The organism is Paraburkholderia sp. BR13444 (assembly GCF_040948755.1).
Taxonomy (GTDB): Bacteria; Pseudomonadota; Gammaproteobacteria; order Burkholderiales; family Burkholderiaceae; genus Paraburkholderia; species Paraburkholderia youngii.
In genome coordinates, this window is the sequence record NZ_JBFPKM010000020.1 from 73,874 (window position 1) to 93,612 (window position 19,739).

At 64.4% G+C, this 19,739-nt stretch carries 20 protein-coding genes, 1 other RNA gene and 1 riboswitch; of the genes, 10 read left to right on the forward strand and 11 right to left on the reverse strand.

The genetic code is table 11. The annotated features are described in order from the left end of the window. Positions 1-11: 11 nt before the first annotated feature. Positions 12-1,943, reverse strand: a complete 1,932-nt coding sequence (locus tag AB3X95_RS34515; RefSeq protein WP_368623625.1) for a TonB-dependent receptor — start codon at positions 1,941-1,943, stop codon at positions 12-14. Between the two features lie 90 nt (positions 1,944-2,033). Continuing rightward, a riboswitch (cobalamin riboswitch) is annotated at positions 2,034-2,298 on the reverse strand. Positions 2,299-2,518: 220 nt separating this feature from the next. Here AB3X95_RS34515 and AB3X95_RS34520 point away from each other — a divergent pair. From AB3X95_RS34520 to AB3X95_RS34540, 5 genes are all read left to right on the forward strand, one after another. Beyond that, a complete protein-coding gene (locus AB3X95_RS34520; protein WP_176109314.1) occupies positions 2,519-2,878 on the forward strand; it encodes an ATPase in 360 nt (119 codons plus the stop codon). Continuing rightward, positions 2,875-3,189 (forward strand): cell division protein ZapA, encoded by a 315-nt coding sequence (locus tag AB3X95_RS34525; protein WP_013088698.1) that lies wholly within the window; start codon positions 2,875-2,877, stop codon positions 3,187-3,189. Before AB3X95_RS34520 ends, AB3X95_RS34525 begins: the two co-directional genes overlap by 4 nt. 78 nt (positions 3,190-3,267) lie before the next feature. Beyond that, positions 3,268-3,449, forward strand: a non-coding RNA gene (gene ssrS / locus AB3X95_RS34530) — 6S RNA. A 138-nt stretch (positions 3,450-3,587) separates the two neighbouring features. Further along, positions 3,588-4,046, forward strand: a complete 459-nt coding sequence (locus AB3X95_RS34535) for an EVE domain-containing protein (RefSeq protein WP_176121144.1) — start codon at positions 3,588-3,590, stop codon at positions 4,044-4,046. A gap of 256 nt (positions 4,047-4,302) precedes the next feature. After that, positions 4,303-5,025 (forward strand): SIMPL domain-containing protein, encoded by a 723-nt coding sequence (locus AB3X95_RS34540; RefSeq protein ID WP_368623626.1) that lies wholly within the window; start codon positions 4,303-4,305, stop codon positions 5,023-5,025. 102 nt (positions 5,026-5,127) lie between these two features. Here the strand turns inward: AB3X95_RS34540 and lgt are convergent, their stop codons facing one another. Together lgt and AB3X95_RS34550 are read right to left on the reverse strand one after the other, a co-directional pair. Further along, a complete protein-coding gene (gene lgt, locus AB3X95_RS34545) occupies positions 5,128-6,033 on the reverse strand; it encodes a prolipoprotein diacylglyceryl transferase (RefSeq protein ID WP_176109317.1) in 906 nt (301 codons plus the stop codon). A 58-nt stretch (positions 6,034-6,091) separates the two neighbouring features. Next, positions 6,092-7,078, reverse strand: a complete 987-nt coding sequence (locus AB3X95_RS34550) for a LysR family transcriptional regulator (protein ID WP_176367001.1) — start codon at positions 7,076-7,078, stop codon at positions 6,092-6,094. 158 nt (positions 7,079-7,236) lie between these two features. Between AB3X95_RS34550 and ilvD the strand changes: the two genes are divergently transcribed. Next, entirely contained in the window at positions 7,237-8,910 is a 1,674-nt protein-coding gene (gene ilvD / locus AB3X95_RS34555) for a dihydroxy-acid dehydratase (RefSeq protein WP_176121141.1), read from the forward strand. Between the two features lie 147 nt (positions 8,911-9,057). Further along, positions 9,058-9,396: a c-type cytochrome gene (locus tag AB3X95_RS34560; RefSeq protein ID WP_176121140.1), complete on the forward strand. Its 339-nt coding sequence runs from the start codon at positions 9,058-9,060 to the stop codon at positions 9,394-9,396. A 24-nt stretch (positions 9,397-9,420) separates the two neighbouring features. Here the strand turns inward: AB3X95_RS34560 and AB3X95_RS34565 are convergent, their stop codons facing one another. The 3 genes from AB3X95_RS34565 to AB3X95_RS34575 all read right to left on the reverse strand — a co-directional run bounded on the left by AB3X95_RS34565 (position 9,421) and on the right by AB3X95_RS34575 (position 12,329). Next, the gene (locus tag AB3X95_RS34565; RefSeq protein ID WP_368623627.1) at positions 9,421-10,263 is read right to left on the reverse strand and encodes a DUF2486 family protein; all 843 of its coding nucleotides are present in this window, start codon (positions 10,261-10,263) and stop codon (positions 9,421-9,423) included. Positions 10,264-10,348: 85 nt separating this feature from the next. Further along, on the reverse strand, positions 10,349-10,765 hold the full coding sequence (locus AB3X95_RS34570) for a DNA polymerase III subunit chi (protein WP_368623628.1): 417 nt from the start codon (positions 10,763-10,765) through the stop codon (positions 10,349-10,351). A gap of 52 nt (positions 10,766-10,817) precedes the next feature. Further along, complete coding sequence (locus tag AB3X95_RS34575; RefSeq protein WP_184227826.1) at positions 10,818-12,329, reverse strand: leucyl aminopeptidase; 1,512 nt, start codon at positions 12,327-12,329, stop codon at positions 10,818-10,820. 137 nt (positions 12,330-12,466) lie between these two features. Here AB3X95_RS34575 and lptF point away from each other — a divergent pair, with 137 nt between their 5' ends. Genes lptF through AB3X95_RS34590 form a run of 3 tightly spaced genes read left to right on the forward strand, consistent with a single transcriptional unit; the run spans position 12,467 to position 15,144 of the window. After that, positions 12,467-13,564, forward strand: a complete 1,098-nt coding sequence (gene lptF, locus AB3X95_RS34580) for an LPS export ABC transporter permease LptF (RefSeq protein ID WP_176109324.1) — start codon at positions 12,467-12,469, stop codon at positions 13,562-13,564. A gap of 3 nt (positions 13,565-13,567) precedes the next feature. Next, positions 13,568-14,716 (forward strand): LPS export ABC transporter permease LptG, encoded by a 1,149-nt coding sequence (gene lptG / locus AB3X95_RS34585; protein WP_176121137.1) that lies wholly within the window; start codon positions 13,568-13,570, stop codon positions 14,714-14,716. Positions 14,717-14,763: 47 nt separating this feature from the next. Further along, positions 14,764-15,144 (forward strand): sirohydrochlorin chelatase, encoded by a 381-nt coding sequence (locus AB3X95_RS34590; protein ID WP_368623629.1) that lies wholly within the window; start codon positions 14,764-14,766, stop codon positions 15,142-15,144. A 59-nt stretch (positions 15,145-15,203) separates the two neighbouring features. Here the strand turns inward: AB3X95_RS34590 and cobA are convergent, their stop codons facing one another. The 5 genes from cobA to AB3X95_RS34615 all read right to left on the reverse strand — a co-directional run bounded on the left by cobA (position 15,204) and on the right by AB3X95_RS34615 (position 19,739). Continuing rightward, on the reverse strand, positions 15,204-15,959 hold the full coding sequence (gene cobA / locus AB3X95_RS34595) for a uroporphyrinogen-III C-methyltransferase (RefSeq protein WP_184227824.1): 756 nt from the start codon (positions 15,957-15,959) through the stop codon (positions 15,204-15,206). A gap of 88 nt (positions 15,960-16,047) precedes the next feature. Next, a complete protein-coding gene (locus AB3X95_RS34600) occupies positions 16,048-17,364 on the reverse strand; it encodes a sulfate adenylyltransferase subunit 1 (RefSeq protein WP_018431719.1) in 1,317 nt (438 codons plus the stop codon). A 24-nt stretch (positions 17,365-17,388) separates the two neighbouring features. Further along, positions 17,389-18,351 (reverse strand): sulfate adenylyltransferase subunit CysD, encoded by a 963-nt coding sequence (cysD, locus tag AB3X95_RS34605; protein WP_176366993.1) that lies wholly within the window; start codon positions 18,349-18,351, stop codon positions 17,389-17,391. Positions 18,352-18,450: 99 nt separating this feature from the next. Further along, positions 18,451-19,197, reverse strand: a complete 747-nt coding sequence (locus AB3X95_RS34610; protein ID WP_176366992.1) for a phosphoadenylyl-sulfate reductase — start codon at positions 19,195-19,197, stop codon at positions 18,451-18,453. Then, the gene (locus AB3X95_RS34615) at positions 19,194-19,739 is read right to left on the reverse strand and encodes a DUF934 domain-containing protein (RefSeq protein ID WP_368623630.1); all 546 of its coding nucleotides are present in this window, start codon (positions 19,737-19,739) and stop codon (positions 19,194-19,196) included. Before AB3X95_RS34615 ends, AB3X95_RS34610 begins: the two co-directional genes overlap by 4 nt.

Here is a 19,739-nt window from a genome sequence, read left to right on the forward strand (position 1 = left end):
CGGCGCGCTCGTCACTGCTGCTGCCAGCCGAGCGTGACATACGCACCGCGTCGCGGCGAGTTATACGAGTAGGCCGTCTCATAGTCCTTGTTGAACAGATTGTCGATTTGCGCGCTGACGTACCACGCCTTCGTGATGTTGTAGCGCGCCGATAGATTCACGATGCCATAACCGCCGAGCTTGCCGGTGCTGTCTGGACGCGGACCGCTGACGATCCACTCGCCCCCAACCCGCCATCCACCGATGCTGCGATTCGCCGCGAACGACCCGAAGCGTCGCGCGCGTCGCACGAGGTCGGTACCGCTGTCGAGATCGACCGGGTTCTGCAGCGTCAATGTCGCGCGTACGTCGGTCTTGCCGACATGACCGCTCCACGATCCTTCGAGTCCCTGCACCTTCGCATGGCCGACGTTCTCCGCGAGATAGATGCCGGGGATCGTCTGCACGTAGTCGATCAGATTCGTATAGCGCGTCTGGAATGCGTTCAGACGCATCACGCCGAGCGCATCGGTCGCGTACTGCAAACCGGCTTCGACCGAGTGACTGCGCTCGGGCTGGATCGACGGGTTGCCGCTGATCGGATAGTACAGATCGTCGAAGCTCGGCGCGCGGAACGCATCGGAATAGCTTGCGGTTACCTTCCAGTGCGACGTAATGTCGAAACCGTAGCCGAGATAGTAACTGTTCGCTCCGCCGAAATCGGAGTACTGGTCGCGGCGTACGTTGGCCTGAATCTGGTTGCGGCCGAAGCGTGCGCTGTAGCCGGCGAAGACCGAATCGACGTGACGGTCGGGCGCGGCGAACGTGTCGGAGTCGAGAGTCTGGTCGAGATGCTCGTAGCCGAATTGCAGCTTCTGGTTCGCGGCGAGCGCGAAATCGTTCTGCCACGTGTACTGGCGATTGTCGGTATCGAAGCGGTCGTTGTAGATGCCATTGGTGTTCGATACGCTGCGGTCGTCGCCCTCGGCGAGCGTGAAGCGGGTGGTCCACCAGTCGGTCAGCTTGCCGTTCGCAAACACCGATACCTGACGCACCTTGCTATAGAGGTTGTTCAGATCGGTTGGCACGCCGTACGCATTGTCGTAGCTGTTGTTGTTGTTCGACTGGAAGTAGCTGATGCCCGCATCCCACTTGTCGGTGAACTTGTGGCGCAACGACGCGCTGATGCTCTCGTTCAGATTGCCGTTCGCGTTCGGATTCGCGCCCGGCGCCTCGAGCGGATCGAGCGACGAAAAGCCGTCGCTCTTCGTGCGAGCGAGCGAGATGTTGAAGGTCGTGCGGCCGTCCTGATCGAGCGCTCCGTTCACGCCGGCCGTTTGCGTCTGCGTGTGATAGCTGCCGTAGCCGACCGAAAAATTGAAGCGCGGCGGATGATCGCCGCCGTCTTTCGTGAACACCTGCACGACACCGCCGATCGCACCCGAGCCGTACAACGCCGACACGTTGCCGTTCACGACTTCGACGTGATCGACCTGGTCGAGCGGAATCTGTGCGAGCTGAGCGGAGCCGAGACTCACCGAATCGACGCGCACGCCGTCGATCAGCAGCAGCGATTGCGTCGACGACGCGCCGCGCAGAAAGAGGCTCGTGGTCGAACCGGGGCCACCCGTGCGCGAGATTTGCGCGCCGGGCGCGAGTCGCAGCAGGCCGGGCAGATCGGTCGCGGTCGTGTCGGCGATGTCCTGCTGATCGAACTGCGTGGTCTGCGGGATCGCATCGCGCAACGCTTGCGCTCCGCGTTGTGCGGTCACGACGATCGGCGACAGCACGTTGCCCGATGCATCGGCGGAAGCGGGATTGGCCGCATCGGCAACGTTTGGGGCATTCGCGGTGCTTGCATCCGCAGCGGACGATGAAGGCACAGGCTCGGCGCTTTGCGCATGCGCGACGAGCGGCAGGCTCGCGAACGCGAGCAGCGTCGCGCGGGCGATGGGGGACAACATGGGATGACATTCCTGTGGATGGCATGCGCGGCCTGCTTCCCCGCAGGCCGACGCGTCACGAGGCGTCCCCCATGTTTAACGTTTTCGCGGGGGACGTCCCTCTTTTCTGGCCGGTATCCGGGCTACGACACATCGATCCCGCCTTCCCACGCGTGACGCGCAGTGGCACACTCGCAGATTGAACTTCCAACCGTGCGACAAGGACCGACCTGCATGAGCACATCACATGCGGTCGTTTACCGTTGCGGGGGCAGCGCAGGTTCGCGCATCCGGTTTGGCACCGCGCGCGCCCTGCTTCCCGTTTAACTGCGCGCGCCGAAAAGCGCGCGCGGGCACCAGAGTGCGGGAAGTGTAGGAGCGGCTTCGCGGGGCGTCAAGAAAGGTCAACCGGAGCGCGATCCGTTCTGTCGAATGCAGGTTATTGTCCGATGGATTGCCGGTCTTTGATCTTATGGTCGACGACACGACTCGCAACGAACCTGCATGAAGCGATGCTGTTACGTCTCGAAACGAGACAATTGTCGGAACCTGTAATATTCCGCGCTAAAATGCGATGTCTTTAGAGGACGCAGCACATGCTCACCGAACTCGAATCACTCTCCCAGAACATCGGCAAGCTGATTGCGATCAGCAAGCGCCACAACGAAGCGCGGATCGCGCTCGAAGAGCAGCTCGCGCAAACGCGTGCCGAAGTACAAGCCACGCACACCGAACTCGCGCAATTGCGTGCCGAGCGCGATGCACTGCAAGCGGAACGCGACGCGCTTTCCGCCAAGATCGACGACGCTCAGGTGCGCCTGAATGCGATTCTCGAAAAATTGCCGCGCGCACGCGCAAGCAGCGAACCGGATAACCAGCTCGATCTGCTCGAGTCCGCCCAGCCCGAACACGAGGAAGCGGAAGGCGACGTGAGCCGACACGGAGAAAGCGCATGACCACCAAGCAGATCGAAGTATCGATTCTCGAAGTACCCTACCGTCTCGCCTGTTCGCCTGAAACGGAAGGCGCGCTGCTCGAGGCGGTCGCGCGCGTCGACGCCGAGATGAAGAAAATCCGCAGCGGCAGCAATGTGCGCGGCACCGATCGCATCGCGGTGATGGCGGCGCTGTCGCTGGCATCGGAACTGCTTAAGCTGCAAAGCAGTGTGCGACACGGAGAAGCATTTCCTGCTGAAGAAATCCGGCGTACAATGCAGCAAATGAACGAACAGCTAGGTACTGTGATTGAGCAGTACAGCATGCAGTAAGCAGTAGTTGACTCAATAGCGGGCCGGTTTCGAACCGGTCACTTGTTCAACGGTATGTGTTGTAGCTTCATCGGTTTAGCTTCCCTGCCTGGTTCGCCAAGGTCATATATTCCTTGAACCAATGCCATGTGCACGGTTGCGGAAATTTGTAGCACGGGTGTGCGCGTCACTCTGTCTGATGTACCCGAAGTGTTGCTAACTGCGACCAATTCTGAACCCTCGGTTCAGGATGCCGGCCTAGCGGCTAAGGCGGGGACCTTATCTGGAACGGCATCGGACTTCGGTTCGATGCCGTTTTTCTTTGGTCGTCGTTGTTTCGTTTGAATGCCTGTTTCAGGGGCTTTCCGCACGCGCCTGTTGTTGGCGCCTCGTTCAATCTCACACGCTCACTCCGATTCATGCGCTACTGGCTGATGAAGTCCGAACCGGACGAAGCAAGCATCGACGACCTCGCCAACGCACCGCATCGCACCTTGCCGTGGACCGGCGTGCGCAATTATCAGGCGCGCAACTTCATGCGCGACGTGATGCAGGTCGGCGACGGCGTGCTCTTCTATCATTCGAGCTGTCCGGAACCCGGCATCGCGGGCATCGCGGAAGTCTCGTCGACCGCGTATCCGGACCCGACGCAGTTCGATAAAAAGAGTCCGTACTACGACGCGAAATCGTCGCCGGAAACGCCGCGCTGGATGCTCGTCGACGTCGTGTTCAAGAAGAAAATCCCGCTGATTCCGCTTGCCGCGCTGCGCGAGCATGCCGAATTGCAGGACATGCGCGTGCTCGCCAAAGGCAACCGTCTGTCGATCACACCGGTGACCGACGCCGAATGGCGCTTCATCACTAAACAGCTGGTTTAAGGGCAAATGCGCGACGCGGCACGTGTCGTGATCGCGTCCGGGCCATCATTTCCGATGCGGCGGCGAAGTACTAATTGGGGAACCAAGCGCCAGTAAGACGCGCCTAATCGCTCGACGAAAGCGCGAGTTCGAACCAACCGTTCGACGGCATCCCGATCCATTCGCCAGCGCATCCGTCAAACCGCGCGCCACCATCGCGTCATCACGCGGCGCACGCGTCGAACGTGCACAACCTGTTCAAACAAGGATTCCAGCCATGACGACAAAAACCGCACGGGCCCTCGCACTCGCGCTCGCCTTTGGCGCGCCTGTGGCGCTCGCGCTGAACCCGGCGCCCGCTCGCGCGCAGACCATGATGCCGCAGCCCTCGGGCGTGCTGTCGCTGAATGCGCAGGCGAGCGCGGAAGTCCCGCAGGACGAAGTCGAAATCACGCTGTTTTACGAGCAGGAAGCGAGCGAGCCGTCGGCGTTGACGTCGACGCTGAACCAACGTGCCGACGCGGCATTGCAGAAGGCGCGCGCCGTCGCCGGCGTAACCGCGCGCTCGGGTGCGTTCTCGATCTTCCCGTCAACGGACCGCGACGGACGCATCTCGGCGTGGCGCGGCCGCACGGAAGTCGTGCTCGAATCGCGCGACTTCGCCGCGGCTTCGAAGCTCGCCGGACAGATGGCATCGATCATGCAGGTGGGTAACGTGCGTTTCTCGCTGTCGCCGGAAGCGCAGCGCGCCGCCGAACAGCGGCTCAGCGGCGAGGCGATCAAATCGTTTCGCGAGCAGGCCGCGGCATCGTCGCAGGCGTTCGGCTTTAGCGGCTATTCGATCCGCGAGGTCAACGTGAATCACAGCGGCGTGATGCCGCGTCCGATGATGATGAGCGCACGCGCGATGGGCGCCGATGAGAAGAGCGCGCCGATGCCGCTCGAAGGCGGCACCTCGACGGTGACGGTCAACGTGTCGGGGTCGGTGCAGATGAAGTGACGCACACGCGCGAACGCCAGCGCATCAAAGAGAAACGCCACGGCATCCATCGAAGCCGTGGCGTTTTTTCATGCAGCGTTCGCTACGCTGGCCGGGCGCAGTTCAGTTCGCGCCGACCGCCTGCGCCGGCTCGCGCCGCCCCCGGCGATACGCCCACACCATCAGGCCGATGCCCGCGAGGATCATTGGCAGCGACAGCCATTGCCCCATCGACAGCCCCATCGCGAGCAGGCCGAGGAAATCGTCCGGCTCGCGCGCGAATTCGACCGTGAAGCGCGCGAGGCCGTAGCCGATCAGGAACATCGCGGAGATCGCGCCAAGCGGCTTCGGCTTGCGCGAGAAGAAAATCAGCACGAAAAACAGCGCCACGCCTTCGAGCGCGATCTCGTACAGCTCCGACGGATGCCGCGGCAGCATGTGATATTGCGCAAACACTTCGTTCAGATGCCATTGCGCGGCCAATTGCGGATGCGCGGCGAGCCAGCTTGCGTCGTCGGGCGCGGCGCCGGGGAACAGCATCGCCCACGGCGCGGCCGGATCGGTCACGCGGCCCCACAGCTCGCCGTTGATGAAGTTGCCGAGCCGCCCCGCCGCGAGGCCCGTGGGCACCATCGGCGCGACGAAGTCGGTGACCTGCAGCCACGAGCGCTTGCGCTGATACGCGAACAGCATCATCGCAATGGTGACGCCGAGAAAGCCGCCGTGAAACGACATACCGCCTTCCCACACCTTGAAGATGTCGAGCGGATGCGCGAAATAGAAGCTGGCCTTGTAGAACAGCACATAGCCGAGCCGGCCGCCGAGGATCGTGCCCAGCACGCCGAAGAACAGCATGTCGTCGATGTCCTTCGCGGTCCAGCCTTGCGCGGCGACGTACGGCAGCCGCAGCCGCAGCCGGGCGACCACGATCGCCGCGACGAACGCGACGAGGTACATCAAGCCATACCAGCGCACGGCGAGCGGCCCCAGATGGATGGCGACAGGGTCGAAATTCGGGTGAATGAGCATCGTGTAGTTATGGGCAGTTCAGGTTCGAAAGCAGTTTTACAGGGATCGGAAGCGGGATCTAGACGCGCGACGCCACGCTCGCCGCATGCGCGCGCACGATGTCGATGAAGCCCGCCAGCACCGGGCTGACCTCGTCGGTACGCCAGACGAGCCCCGTTTCGATCGCGGGCACCGACTCGGACAACGGCCGGTACACGACGCCCGTGCGCCGCAGGTTACGCAACGATTGCGGCACCAGTGCGACGCCCATGCCGGCCGACACGAGACTCACGATGGTCTGCATCTGGATCGCCTCCTGGCCGATCCGCGGCGCGAGGCCTGCGACGCCGTAGCAATCCATAATGATGTCATAAAAGCCTGGCGCGAGACGTCTCGGGAAGATCACGAGCGGCGCGTCGCCGAGATCGCGCAAGCTGACGGGCGTGTCGAGCCATTCGGCGGCGGGGTCGTCATTTGGCTTGCCCTTACCGTTTTTGTTCACGCTGCCTTGCAAGCCTCGCGCCATCTCCGTCGACATCGCGATCACGAGCGGCTCGCGCGCGATCGGCAGCCACGACAGCTGCGAAGCATGCCGCGACGGCAGCGGCGCGATCACCAGACCCGCGTCGATACGCCCGGCCACCAGTTCCTCGACCTGCACGTCGCTGGTCGCCTCGGTCAGCTCGAGCCGCACGCGCGGATGCCGCGCGCCGAAATCGCGCAGCAGCAGCGGCAGCAGGCCGTAATCCGCGGTCGACACGAATGCGAGCGACAGCACGCCCGCCTCTCCGCGCGCGAGGCTCTGCGCGAGCGGCCTCAAACCTTCCGCCGCCGCGAGCAGCCGCTGCACCTCCGGCAGCAGATCGGCGCCGACCGCGGTCAGCTCCACCGAGCGCTTGGTGCGCGCGAACAGCTCGACGCCGAGCGTCTCTTCGAGCGCGCGGATCGCCTGCGACAGCGGCGGCTGCGTCATCGACAAACGCGCGGCTGCGCGCCCGAAGTGCTTTTCCTCGGCGACGGTGACGAAATAGCGCAACTGGCGCAGGTCGGGAATCGTCGGCAGCATGATTAATATATTTTACGACCTGAAGAGCCGCGAATAATACATGCGACGCAGGCCACGCAAAACCGCCTGTTCGCGCGGTCTGGCGGAACTACACTGAACGGATGCGCGCGCGGGCGCCGCGTGCGCACTCATCAGAACAGCCAGACATGGAGTTCCCCATGGCCTACAACCGTCGTTCGAAGAACATCACGCAAGGCATCGCGCGTTCCCCGAATCGCTCGATGTACTACGCGCTCGGGTACCAGAAGGAGGATTTCGACAAACCGATGATCGGCGTCGCCAACGGCCACTCGACGATCACGCCATGCAACGCCGGCCTGCAGCGTCTCGCCGACGCGGCCGTCACCGCGATCAAGCGCGCCGACGCGAATCCGCAGACCTTCGGCACGCCGACGATCTCGGACGGCATGTCGATGGGCACCGAAGGCATGAAGTACTCGCTGGTGTCGCGCGAGGTGATCGCCGACTGCATCGAGACCTGCGTGCAGGGCCAATGGATGGACGGCGTGGTCGTGATCGGCGGCTGCGACAAGAACATGCCGGGCGGCATGATCGGCCTCGCGCGCATGAACGTGCCGGGCATCTACGTGTATGGCGGCACGATCCGGCCGGGCAACTGGAAAGGCACCGATCTGACGATCGTGTCGTCGTTCGAGGCGGTCGGCGAATTCACGGCGGGCCGCATGTCGCAGGAGGATTTCGAGGGCATCGAGAAGAACGCGTGTCCGTCGACCGGTTCGTGCGGCGGCATGTACACGGCCAATACGATGAGCTCTTCGTTCGAGGCGCTCGGCATGTCGCTACTGTATTCGTCGACGATGGCGAATCCCGATCAGGAGAAGGTCGACTCGGCCGCCGAATCGGCGCGCGTTCTCGTCGAAGCGGTGAAAAAGGATCTGAAGCCGCGCGACATCATCACGAAGCAGTCGATCGAAAACGCGGTTGCCCTGATCATGGCGACCGGCGGCTCGACCAACGCGGTGCTGCACTATCTGGCGATCGCGCACGCGGCCGAGGTCGAATGGACGATCGAGGACTTCGAGCGCATGCGCAAGAAAGTGCCGGTGATCTGCAACCTGAAACCGTCGGGCCAGTATGTCGCCACCGATCTGCACAAGGCGGGCGGCATACCGCAGGTGCTGAAGATCCTGCTCGACGCCGGACTTCTGCACGGCGATTGCATGACGATCACCGGCAAAACGCTCGCCGAGGAGCTGAAGGACGTACCCAGCAAACCGCGCAGCGATCAGCAGGTGATCTTCCCCATCGACCACGCGCTGTACGCCGAAGGCCATCTCGCGATCCTGAAGGGCAATCTCGCCGAAGACGGCGCGGTCGCCAAGATCACCGGGCTGAAAAACCCGGTCATCACGGGTCCGGCGCGCGTATTCGACGACGAGCAGAGCGCGCTCGAAGCGATCCTCGCCGACAGGATCGTCGCCGGCGATGTCGTCGTGCTGCGCTATCTAGGCCCGAAGGGCGGTCCCGGCATGCCGGAAATGCTTGCGCCGACCTCGGCGATCATCGGCAAGGGGCTCGGCGAATCGGTCGGGCTCATCACCGACGGCCGCTTCTCGGGCGGCACGTGGGGCATGGTGGTCGGGCACGTCGCGCCGGAGGCGTTCGTCGGCGGCACGATCGCGCTCGTGCAGGAAGGCGATTCGATCACGATCGACGCGCACCGGCTGCTGCTGCAACTGAACATCGACGATGCCGAGCTGCAGCGCCGCCGCGCCGCATGGCAGGCGCCGAAACCGCGTTATACACGCGGCGTGATGGCGAAGTATTTCGCGCTCGCACTGCCGGCGAATCGGGGGGCGGTGACGGGTTAATTGCTACGGGGCGGCGCGCCCCGCTCCGCTGGACGAACCCGCCGCCACGCTACGCAAAAACGCCAAGGGCGCACGAAAATCCGTGCGCCCCTTTGCTCTTATAATGCGTGCACCACGAGCCGGGCATCTGCACTGGCGGAGACCATAATGAAATCGATGTCGTACGCAGCCGTAGCAGCTTCTGTTGCGCTCGCCGCCGCATTGAGCGCCACGAGTCCCGCAGCCCGTGCCGAAGCAGCCGGCCTCGCGCTCGCCCAGCAGAAGAACTGCATGAGTTGCCACTCGGTCAACCGCCCGTTCATGGGGCCGGCGCTGCACGACGTCGCTATCCGGTATGCGGGTCGCGACGACGCCACGGCCTATCTGAAGCACAAGATCCTCGATGGCAGCACCGGCGCATGGGGAACCATGCCGATGCCCGCGAACACGCAGCTGACGCCCGATCAGGCGGCCACGCTGGCGGCCTGGGTGCTGACGCTCAAATAACGGACCTCTCGTGTCGCCGCGGCGTCAACGCGAGCGCCGCGCGATTTCTTCTTCCACCGCTTCACGTACCCAATCGGTCATCTCGGCTTCGAGCGTCTGCGCGACTTCGCGCGTGATCTGACTGACGAGCAGGCTCGTGTGCTGCTGCACTGCGTCGCGGCAGCGCGCCTCGATGATGCCGTGCCCCTCGCCCGTCAGAAAACGCTGGAAGCGTCCGTGCAAACGTTCGGCGAGCGCGTCGGCGTCGAGTGGGGGCTGAGCGGGAGCGGCTTCGTGCGCGCCTTCATGGTCGAGATCCGGCGGCACGGTCGCGCCGGCTTCGAGCGGTATGAAGGGCTCGGTACGATCGAACACACCGGGCGACACCTCGGCCACGTCCTCATGCAGTCCTTCATGCAGGCCTTCATGCAGCTCCTCATGCCCATGTCGCGCACGAATGCCGTGATGCGGCCGGACCTGCTTTCTCGCGTGCGTGTGATCGGCCACGTGCGGCTGATGAAGTTCGGTCTGCGCCGGCTGCGGCGCGAGAACCGGCTCGGGCGAACTCAGTTGCTCGGGTGCGGGCACGGGCTGCGGCGCGAGCACGGGCTCGGGCGCCAGCGTCGGTTCGGGCGGATCCGCGGCCGGCGGCGCGGCCGGATGCGCGGCCGGATGCGCGGCCGGATGCGCGGCCGGCGGCGCGAACGCGGGCTCGGTGCGCAATCCCGGCTCGCGCGCCGCCGGTTGCGCGGCGGCTGGGGCTGCGGGCTTGGTGCCCTGGGGCGCGGGCGCGGCGCCATCGGCCGACGCCTCGCGCGTTTCGCGCGCGCGGCCCGGCACGATGACCTCGTTCAGGATCGGAATCGAATTGTCGTTGGGATCGGACACGTGCGCTCTCCGTGTTTGAGTCGAAGCCAGGGCAGGCGGTCCGCATGCCGCGCTCCTCGCGGCCATGACGCGAGAGCGGAACGAACTAGCCGCCCTGCTTGTAGTTGTTCAAAGCATAGCCGCGATCGCGATAGAAGCGATAGCGCTCGCGGCCCGCAGCGAGTTCCTCGTATGCGTTACCGACCACTTCGAGCAATCTTTCGAAGCGCGCAAATTGCGCAGGCACCGTTGCGCCCAGATTCAGCAGCACCTGATGATGCGGCACGTCGTCGAGATTCGTGGCCAGCACGACGGGTGTATCGGCGGCAAGCGGCGTGCCCGCCATGCAGTGCGGCACGAAGTCGAGCGGTGAGAAGGTCCACAGCATTTCGTCGAACGCGCGCAGACGCGCGGGCTCGGCCAGCACGACGAGCGGCTGGCCCGCCAGATACGCCTTGCGCACGAGGCGGCACGCGTACAGCAGCGAATCGCCGACGTTCGAGTGAAAGTCGATTCTCGTCATCGGCCGCTCCGCCCCACTTGCCGCGCGCCGTGCGCGCGCTTACCGCACTGCGTCATTGGCCGGCGCGGTCGATCAGGAACTGCGCGAGCAGCGGCACCGGACGACCCGTCGCACCCTTCGCCGCGCCGCTCTTCCACGCGGTGCCGGCGATGTCGAGATGCGCCCACGGGTACGAATCCGTAAAGCGCGACAGGAAGCAAGCGGCCGTCACGCTGCCGGCCGGACGCCCGCCGATGTTCGCGACGTCGGCGAAATTCGACTTCAGTTGATCCTGGTACTCGTCGTCGAGCGGCAGGCGCCAGGCCGGGTCGGCCGCTTCGCGCGAGGCGTCGAGCAGTTCGCCCGCGAGCGCATCGTCCTTCGAGAACAGGCCGCTGTTGTGATGGCCGAGCGCGATGATGCAGGCGCCCGTCAGCGTCGCGATGTCGATCACCGCGGCCGGCTTGAAGCGCTCCGCGTAGGTGAGCGCGTCGCACAGAATCAGGCGGCCCTCGGCGTCGGTGTTCAGCACCTCGATCGTGAGGCCCTTCATGCTGGTGACGATGTCGCCCGGCTTGGTCGCCGTGCCCGACGGCATGTTCTCGACGGCCGGAATGATGCCGACCACGTTGATCTTCAGACCCATTTCGGCGACCGCGCGCAGCGTGCCGAGCACCGAGCCCGCGCCGCACATGTCGTACTTCATCTCGTCCATGCCCTCGCCCGGCTTCAGCGAGATGCCGCCCGTGTCGAACGTGACGCCCTTGCCGACCAGCACGACCGGCGCGGCCTTCGCGGCGCCGCCCTGGTACTGCAGCACGATGAACTGCGCCGGCTCGACCGCGCCCGCGGTGACCGACAGAAACGAACCCATCTTCAGCGCTTCACACTGCTTCTCGCCGAGCACCTCGACCTTCAGCTTCCAGTCTTTCGCGAGCTTCTTCGCGGTGTTCGCAATGTAGGTCGGCGTGCAGACGTTGCTCGGCAGATTGCCGAGGTCGCGCGTCAGGTCCATGCCGTTCGCCAGCGCAACGCCCTGCTTGGCGGCGAGCTTGGCGGCCTTCTCGTCGCCCGTGTTGACGCTGATCACGACGCGCTTCAACGCGCGCGGCGTGTTCTCCGCCTTGCTCTTCATCTGCGTGAAGCGATAGGTCAGCTCGCGCAGCGCGAGGATCGCGGCGCGCACGCACCAGTCGGCCGTGCGTTCGAGCACCGGCAGTTGCGCCAGCGTGAACGTGACCTGCACGATCTTCGTGCCGAGCAGCGCGCGCCAGGCAGCGCGGACCGCCTCGCCGTAGGCTTTCTGACTGAAAGCATCCTGTTTGCCGAGGCCGACGAGCAGCACGCGCGACGCGCCGATGCCCGACACTTCGTGCAGGAACAGCGTGGTACCCGCCTTGCCGTCCATGTCGCCCGCCTTGATGATGCGCGTGAGCAGGCCCTTGGTGGCCGCGTCGATCTCCAGCGCGGCGCCCGACAGCGTTTGCGACTCGAACACACCGATCACGATGCAATCGGATTTCCCGGTCAGGAAACCGTTCGTCGAGCCTTTGGTCCAATCACAGGCTTTTATGCTAAAGTCCATCGCGCTTGTCCTCGGATAAAATCTGGGCTTAGGATGAAAGCCGCAATTATCCGCTATTTTTCCCGCGGCGGCTGCACCGGAGGCGTGACGGGAACGAACCCCCGCGTCGCCGTGAGCGCCCCCTCTCGTCATCAATAATGATCTTTGAACGCTCCCTCCAGCGCGAGCTCGCGTACACGGCTGGCGCCGTGTTCATGGTTCTCCTCACGCTCGTGCTGACGACGATGATGATCCGCATCGTCGGCTTCGCGGCCTCGGGTGAGATCGATCCGCGCGACGTGCTGGTCCTGATCGGCCTCACCGTGATCGGCTATCTGGCCATCATGCTCGTCGCGACGCTGTTCGTGTCGATCCTGTTCGTGCTCACGCGCTGGTACAAGGACTCCGAGATGGTCGTGTGGCTGTCTTCGGGCGTCAGTCTCACGCAATTCATCAAGCCGATCGGTATCTTCGCCACGCCGATCATCATCCTGATCATGTTCTTCGTGTTCGTCGGCTGGCCGTGGTCGAACCAGCAGAGCAAGCTGATCCGCGCGCGCTTCCAGCAGCGCGACGAGGTCTCGCTGCTGGCTCCCGGGCAGTTCCGCGAATCGCCGAGCACGCACCGCGTGTTCTTCATCGAGAAGATGTCGCCCGACCAGGGCCACGTGGAAAACGTGTTCGTGACGAGCACCGAGGGCGGCAAGGTCAACGTCGTGGTGTCGAAGAACGGCCACATCGAGACGCACAAGAATGGCGACCGCTTCGTCGTGCTGGAAAACGGCCGCCGCTACGACGGCGAGCCGGGCCACCCCGATTTCCGCATCATGGAGTTCGAGCGCTACGGCGTGAAGATCCAGAGCCAGCCGGTCGTCAATACACCGACCACCACCGGCTTGCCGACAATGACGCTGCTGCGCAATCCGACCAACGAGAACCTCGCCGAATTCGCGTGGCGCGCGGGTCTGCCGTTGATCGCGATCAACCTGATGCTGCTCGCGATTCCGCTCGCGCACCAGAACCCGCGGCGCAGCCGCACGATCAACCTCGTGATGGCCGTGTTGATCTACCTCACCTATTCGAATCTGCTGAACGTCGTGCAGGCATGGATCGAGCAGGGCAAGATGTCGTTCGGCATCGGGCTCGTGATCCTGCACGTGATCGTGCTCGGCATCGTCGCGTTCATCTTCTGGATGCGGGTGCGCAACCGGCCGCTGTTCACACGCGCCATGTTCAGCCGTTCGCAGGGAGCCTGACCGATGCGCATTTATGAAAGGTATTTCGCGCGTCAGATCTATCTCACGTTCGTCTTCATCCTGTTTGCATTTTCAGGTCTGTTCTTCTTCTTCGACCTGATCAACGAACTGAACTCGGTCGGCCACGGCAACTACAAGTTTCAGTACGCGGTGCTGCGCGTCGCACTGCAAACGCCGTCGCGCTTCTACGAAATCATTCCGGTCGCGGCGCTGATCAGCGCGATCTACGTATTCGCGCAGATGGCGGCCAACTCCGAGTACACGATCTTCCGCGTGTCCGGTCTCGCCACCAACCGGGCGCTGCGCTCGCTGCTGAAAATCGGCATTCCGCTCGTGCTCGTCACCTATCTGATCGGCGAAGTGGTCGGCCCCTACACGGATCAGCTGTCCGAGCGCGTGCGGCTCGAGGCGCTCGGCTCGTCGGTGTCGAGCAACTTCCAGTCCGGCGTGTGGGTCAAGGACACGCTGACCGAGCGCGCCGACGGCGAGCAGGTCACGCGCTTCGTCAACGTCGGCGAACTGAGACCCGACGCGACGATCAGCAACGTGCGCATCTACGAGTTCGATTCGAAGTTCCGTCTGTCGAACATCCGCATCGCGCAGAGCGGCCGTTATCAACCACCGGGCCACTGGCTGCTGACCGGCGTGACCGACACGCAACTGCTCGACGTGGCCCGAGTTCCCGGCACGCCGGACGATGCGCTCAATCCGGTGTATCGCGCGAACCAGGTCACGCTGCCCGAGTATTCGCTGCGCTCGGAGCTGACGCCGCAGATTCTGTCGGTGCTGCTGGTGTCGCCGGACCGGATGTCGATGTTCAATCTGTTCCGCTATATCCAGCATCTGACCGAAAACCATCAGGACACGCAGCGCTATGAAATCGCGCTGTGGAAAAAGGTACTGTATCCGTTCGCGGTGTTCGTGATGCTGGTGCTGTCGCTGCCGTTCGCGTATCTGCATACGCGCGCGGGCGTGGTCGGCATGAAGGTGTTCGGCGGCATCATGCTCGGCATGAGCTTCCAGCTGTTCAACACGCTGTTCTCGCACATCGGCACGCTCAATACGTGGCCCGCGCCATTGACTGCGGCGACGCCGGGGCTCATCTATCTGGTGCTCGGGCTCGTCGGGTTGAAGTGGGTCGACCGGCACTAACTCACGACGCCAGAGGGCGTTGAGGGGCATCGTCAGGAGTTGATGCGATGGCTATGCACGGACTGATTCTGTTTGGCCACGGCGCGCGCGATGCGCGCTGGCGCGAGCCGTTCGAGCGACTCGCCGACAAGCTGCGCGCCGCGCGCACGGCAACGGGCGAAGCGCAGGCGGTTACGCTCGCCTTTCTGGAACTGATGGAACCCGACCTGCCCGCGGCCGTCGCGCACCTCGTCACGCAAGGCTGCGCTGCGATCACCGTGGTGCCGGTGTTCTTCGGCCAAGGCGGACATGTCCGCACGGATTTGCCCGCGCTCGTCGATCAATGCCGCGCCGCGTATCCCGGTGTCGAGATTCGCTGCGCGGTGGCGGTCGGTGAGGATGATTCGGTGCTCGATGCGCTCGCGCAGTATTGCTTGCGGCAGCTCTGATTTTTTCGTTCTAGTTGTTCAGATTCGCCGCTCTTTCAGGCCGGCCCTGCCGGGGACATTCAGGCCGCGACCAGCATCCCGTTCGGCGAGCGCTTCGCCTCGGTCTGCCGCGCCGCGAACGCCTCGCCGATCATCAACAGACTCGGCTGCGACGCATCGACCCAGCGCTGCGCTTCGCCCGCCGCCAGATCTTCGAGTGTCAGCGTCAGCATGCGTTCGCGCGGCGTGCTGCACGCCTCGACGATCGCCACGGGCGTCGTCGCGGGCTTGCCGGCGTCGATCAGTTGCTGTGCGATCTCGACGCCGCTGTCGCGGCCCATGTAGAACACCAGCGAATCGGCGTTGACCTGCTCGCGGATCTCGTCGGAACCGGGTGCGCGGCTGAAGGTTGCGAGCGCGACGCTGCGCGACACGCCGCGCAACGTCAGCGAACGCTTCAGCGTGGCCGCGCTCGCCAGTGCGGCGGTGATGCCCGGCACCACCTCATACTCGATGCCCGCGGCTTCGAGCGCGCGCATCTCTTCGTCGGCGCGGCCGAACAGCATCGGATCGCCGCCCTTCAGACGCACGACCACGTCATGCTCCAAAGCCGCATCGACGATCTGCTTGTTGATGAACTGCTGGGCCGTCGATAGCTGGCCGCAGCGCTTGCCGACCGCAATTCGCTTCGCGCGCGCGGGCGCGTAGTCGAGCATCGCCGGCTCGACCAGCGCGTCGTGCAGCACCACGTCGGCGGCGCCGAGCAGCCGCGCGCCGCGTACCGTAATCAAGTCCGCGGCACCGGGTCCCGCACCGATCAGATAAACCTTACCCATTGACCTCAACCTGTTCGTTGGAGCGCACGCAGGCGGCGCGTTGCGCCGCCTGCGTCGCCCTTCCGTCGCCTACCGGCATATGCTGAGCTCAGGCGGAAAACGCCCGGATCATGCCGGCCGCGACGGTATGGTTCGTCGCCTCGTCGATCAGCACGAACGCGCCCGTGCCCTGATGCGCGTCGTACGCGTCGCATACGAGCGGCTTCTGCAAGGTCAGCGCGACACGACCGATGTCGTTCATGGCCAGTTCCTTGCGATCGGTCGCCTGCGAAAGCGTATGCACGTCGAGCACTTCCTTGATCGCACCGATCTTCGCGAATACCGTGTTGGTGGTCTGCTTCAGCAGATACTTGCGCTGCGTCGACAGCGGCGTGTCGTCGAACCAGCACAGGTCCGCTTCGAGCTTCTTCGCCGGTTCCGGCGCCGCTGCGCGCAGCACGAAAGTGTCGCCGCGCGACACGTCGACGTCTTCGGCGAGACGGATCGTCACCGTCTGACCGGCGAACGCGCGGTCCACCTGCGCGGTGCCGCCGACCACCGGCGCGATGATCTCGGCCACGGTCGCTTCGCGATTGGCCGGCAGCACGACGATCGTGTCGCCCAGCTTCACTTCGCCCGATTCGACGCGGCCCATGTAGCCGCGGAAATCGTCGGCCTGGCTGCCGTCCTGCCGCGCGACCCACTGCACCGGGAAGCGCAGCGCCTCACCGCTCGCGGTTTCGACCGGCAGCGCTTCGAGCACGTCGAGCAGCGGCTGGCCCGCGTACCACGGCATGCGCTCGCTCGCGGTGACGATGTTGTCGCCCTTGAGCGCCGACACCGGCACGAAGCGCACGTCCTGCAGTCCGAGGTGACGCGCGAGTTCGACATACGCGTCGCGGATCTCGTTGAAGCGCGCTTCGCTGTAGTCGACGAGGTCCATCTTGTTGATCGCGACGATCACGTGCTGCAAACCGAGCAGCTTGACGATCGCGCTATGACGCTTGGTTTGCGGCAGCAGTTGCGCGACGCCGTTTTCGAACGTCACGCGCGTCGCGTCGACGAGGATGATCGCCGCATGCGCGGTCGATGCGCCCGTCACCATGTTGCGCGTGTACTGCTCGTGGCCCGGCGTATCGGCGATGATGAACTTGCGCTTGGCGGTCGCGAAGTAGCGATACGCGACGTCGATCGTGATGCCCTGCTCGCGCTCGGCTTCGAGGCCGTCGGTCAACAGCGACAGATCGATTTCGTCGCCGACGGTGCGCTTGTTCTTCGCGCGCGACAGTGCCGACAATTGGTCGCTCAATACCGCCTTGCTGTCGTACAGCAGGCGACCGATCAGCGTGCTCTTGCCATCGTCGACGCTGCCCGCGGTGATGAAACGCAGCACGCCGAGGTCTTCTGGTTGGTGAATACTGCTCATGATTGCATTGCCCTCGTCGTGTGCTTAGAAATAGCCTTGCTTCTTGCGTTGTTCCATCGCAGCTTCAGAGACCTGATCGTCCATCCGCGTCGCGCCGCGTTCCGTGATCTCGGTAACGGCGGTCTCGGCGATGATCTTCTCGATGTCGTCCGCGTCGCTTTCGACCGGGCACGTGCAGCTGATGTCGCCCACCGTGCGGAAACGCACCAGTGCCTGTTCGCTCGTCTCGCCTTCGCGCATCGGCGTGAGCGGCGTGACCGGCACCAGCAGCCCGTTGCGGCGCACGATCTCGCGCTGGTGCGCGTAGTAGATCGACGGCAGTTCGAGCTGCTCACGCGCGATGTACTGCCACACGTCGAGCTCGGTCCAGTTCGAGATCGGGAACACGCGCATATGTTCGCCGTTGTGCAGACGCGCGTTGTACAGGCTCCAAAGTTCCGGGCGCTGCGCCTTCGGGTCCCACTGGCCGAATTCGTCGCGGAACGAGAAGATGCGCTCCTTCGCGCGGGCCTTTTCTTCGTCGCGGCGCGCGCCGCCGATCATCGCGGTATAGCCGTATTGCTCGATCGTTTCGAGCAGCGTGACCGCTTGCGCGGCATTGCGCGAATCCGTTTCGCGACGCAGACGCACGGTGCCGCGCTTGATCGAATCTTCGACATGACCGACCACCAGTTCCGCGCCGATTTCTTGCGCGCGGCGATCGCGGAAGTCGATCACTTCGTCGTAGTTGTGACCGGTGTCGATATGCACGAGCGGGAACGGCAGCTGCGTCTTGCGGTTCGCGCCGAGGCCGAACGCCTTCAGTGCAAGCGCGAGCACCACGACGGAATCCTTGCCGCCCGAAAACAGCAGCGCCGGCTTGCTGCATTCGGCGACCAGTTCGCGCAGGATATGAATCGACTCGGCTTCGAGCCAATCGAGGTGATCCATCCGGTTGACCGTGTTGGCAAGCGGAGCGTTGACAGTGGAATCGAGCGTGGTGCTCATAGCGGGTCCTTCGTTGATTCGCCCGGCAAGCGCATGCGTGCGGGCGGAAGTATTCAGATCGGTTTCGGCGGCGGTCGACCGCAAGCTCGTGCGCGGCATTCAGGCCGGCGCGTTTTCGTTGCGCTCGACCGCAATCGGGGTAATCGCCGTGATATGCAAGCCGCATTCCTTCGTATCGCGCGACTCCCACCACCAGCGCCCCGCCCGGCTGTCTTCGCCGGGGCGGATCGCACGCGTACACGGCTCGCAGCCGATGCTCGGATAACCGCGCGCATGCAGCGGATTGACCGGCACATCGAACGCCTTAAGATAATCCCAGACTTCGGCTTCGGTCCAGTCCGCGAGCGGGTTGAACTTGGCGATGTTGCGCGCGCCGTCGTGCTCTTCCTCGTGCAGCTCGGCACGCGTGACCGACTGCTCGCGACGCTGCCCGGTCACCCAGGCGCTGACGTCGGCGAGCGCGCGATTGAGCGGCTCGACCTTGCGGATCTCGCAGCAGCGCTTGCGCAGCTCGACGCTTTCGTAAAACGCGTTCAGGCCGTGTTCGCCCACGTACTGCTCGACCGCCGCCGCCTGCGGATGAAACTGCTCGATGTCGTAACCGTAGCGCTCTTTCACGCGGTCCAGCATGCCGAGCGTTTCCGCATGCAGACGGCCCGTGTTCAGCGAGAAGATGCCGATCTTCACGCCGCGCGACAGGATTGCGTGCGTGAGCAGCATGTCTTCGGCGGCGAGGCTGCTCGCGAGCTTCACGTTCGCGTGACGCGCGGCGATCGAGTCGAGCAGCGCGTCGAGTCGCTCGACCTTCGCTGCCAGCTCCGGGCTCAACGATTGGGCGGTGTTCATGCCGGCACCTTGTCGACGCCAGCCTGTGCGGCACGGCGGCGGAACAGCGGCGACGGGTCATCGACGGCGCCCTGGTACTGCACGGTGAAGTCGTCGAACGCCTTCAGCGCGTCGTTGATGTCCTTGTCCGCGCGCACCGCGAACGCGTCGAAGCCGCAGCGGAACATCAGCCTGACCTGGTCGCGCAGCACGTCGCCGATCGCGCGCAGTTCGCCCTTGTAGCCATAGCGCTCGCGCAGCAGACGGCCGATGCTGTAGCCGCGGCCGTCGCGGAACACCGGGAAGTCCACGGCGATCACAGCGAGTTTGTCGAAGTCGCCGGCGATCTCCGCCGGTTCGCTATCCGGCGCGAGCCACACGCCGATGTCGGCGGCGCCGCGCGCGGCGGCGAGCGCTTCACGCTCGGCCTGCCACAGCGCCAGCGGCACGATGACCTTGCCGGCCGGCAGTTCGCTCACCGCCGGCAAAGCGCCGTCTTCCGCGGCACGCACGACGCTCCAGTCGTCGTTGACGATGTCGCGGTTCTTGATGATAGAAGCCAT

Bases quoted from the DNA above. Each gene is read 5' to 3' on its own strand.
- lptF (WP_176109324.1), top strand. From the start codon at position 12,467: ATGATCTTTGAACGCTCCCTCCAGCGCGAGCTCGCGTACACGGCTGGC.
- AB3X95_RS34550 (WP_176367001.1), bottom strand. From the start codon at position 7,078: ATGCTGCCGACGATTCCCGACCTGCGCCAGTTGCGCTATTTCGTCACC.
- cysD (WP_176366993.1), bottom strand. From the start codon at position 18,351: ATGAGCACCACGCTCGATTCCACTGTCAACGCTCCGCTTGCCAACACG.
- ilvD (WP_176121141.1), top strand. From the start codon at position 7,237: ATGGCCTACAACCGTCGTTCGAAGAACATCACGCAAGGCATCGCGCGT.
- AB3X95_RS34525 (WP_013088698.1), top strand. From the start codon at position 2,875: ATGACCACCAAGCAGATCGAAGTATCGATTCTCGAAGTACCCTACCGT.
- AB3X95_RS34560 (WP_176121140.1), top strand. From the start codon at position 9,058: ATGAAATCGATGTCGTACGCAGCCGTAGCAGCTTCTGTTGCGCTCGCC.
- AB3X95_RS34600 (WP_018431719.1), bottom strand. From the start codon at position 17,364: ATGAGCAGTATTCACCAACCAGAAGACCTCGGCGTGCTGCGTTTCATC.
- AB3X95_RS34570 (WP_368623628.1), bottom strand. From the start codon at position 10,765: ATGACGAGAATCGACTTTCACTCGAACGTCGGCGATTCGCTGCTGTAC.
- AB3X95_RS34520 (WP_176109314.1), top strand. From the start codon at position 2,519: ATGCTCACCGAACTCGAATCACTCTCCCAGAACATCGGCAAGCTGATT.
- AB3X95_RS34615 (WP_368623630.1), bottom strand. From the start codon at position 19,739: ATGGCTTCTATCATCAAGAACCGCGACATCGTCAACGACGACTGGAGC.
- AB3X95_RS34590 (WP_368623629.1), top strand. From the start codon at position 14,764: ATGGCTATGCACGGACTGATTCTGTTTGGCCACGGCGCGCGCGATGCG.
- cobA (WP_184227824.1), bottom strand. From the start codon at position 15,959: ATGGGTAAGGTTTATCTGATCGGTGCGGGACCCGGTGCCGCGGACTTG.
- lptG (WP_176121137.1), top strand. From the start codon at position 13,568: ATGCGCATTTATGAAAGGTATTTCGCGCGTCAGATCTATCTCACGTTC.
- AB3X95_RS34515 (WP_368623625.1), bottom strand. From the start codon at position 1,943: ATGTTGTCCCCCATCGCCCGCGCGACGCTGCTCGCGTTCGCGAGCCTG.
- lgt (WP_176109317.1), bottom strand. From the start codon at position 6,033: ATGCTCATTCACCCGAATTTCGACCCTGTCGCCATCCATCTGGGGCCG.
- AB3X95_RS34540 (WP_368623626.1), top strand. From the start codon at position 4,303: ATGACGACAAAAACCGCACGGGCCCTCGCACTCGCGCTCGCCTTTGGC.
- AB3X95_RS34575 (WP_184227826.1), bottom strand. From the start codon at position 12,329: ATGGACTTTAGCATAAAAGCCTGTGATTGGACCAAAGGCTCGACGAAC.
- AB3X95_RS34535 (WP_176121144.1), top strand. From the start codon at position 3,588: ATGCGCTACTGGCTGATGAAGTCCGAACCGGACGAAGCAAGCATCGAC.
- AB3X95_RS34610 (WP_176366992.1), bottom strand. From the start codon at position 19,197: ATGAACACCGCCCAATCGTTGAGCCCGGAGCTGGCAGCGAAGGTCGAG.